At 45.0% G+C, this 238-nt stretch carries 1 tRNA gene; it reads left to right on the top strand.

The features are described from left to right. The first annotated feature begins 160 nt into the window (after nucleotides 1-160). Nucleotides 161-237 (top strand) — tRNA-Ile (locus HCX49_RS25310). Nucleotide 238 lies beyond the last annotated feature (1 nt).

Consider the following 238-nt stretch of genomic DNA (forward strand, 5'->3'; position numbering starts at 1 on the left):
GGTAGCCGTACCGGAAGGTGCGGCTGGAATACCTCCTTTCTAGAGCATTCGGAATTGAAGCTCGTTACGGATACACATGATTTATATAAGAAACAAAAACATTTGAAGAAATGTGCCCATCCCTGAAAATGGACGGTCCAGAGAGATAGAATGATAAGCTAGTCCCGTAGCTCAGTTGGTTAGAGCACTACACTGATAATGTAGGGGTCAGCAGTTCAAATCTGCTCGGGACTACCAT

Origin of the sequence: Sphingobacterium sp. B16(2022), assembly GCF_012030425.1 — a bacterium.
Lineage (GTDB): Bacteria > Bacteroidota > Bacteroidia > Sphingobacteriales > Sphingobacteriaceae > Sphingobacterium > Sphingobacterium anhuiense.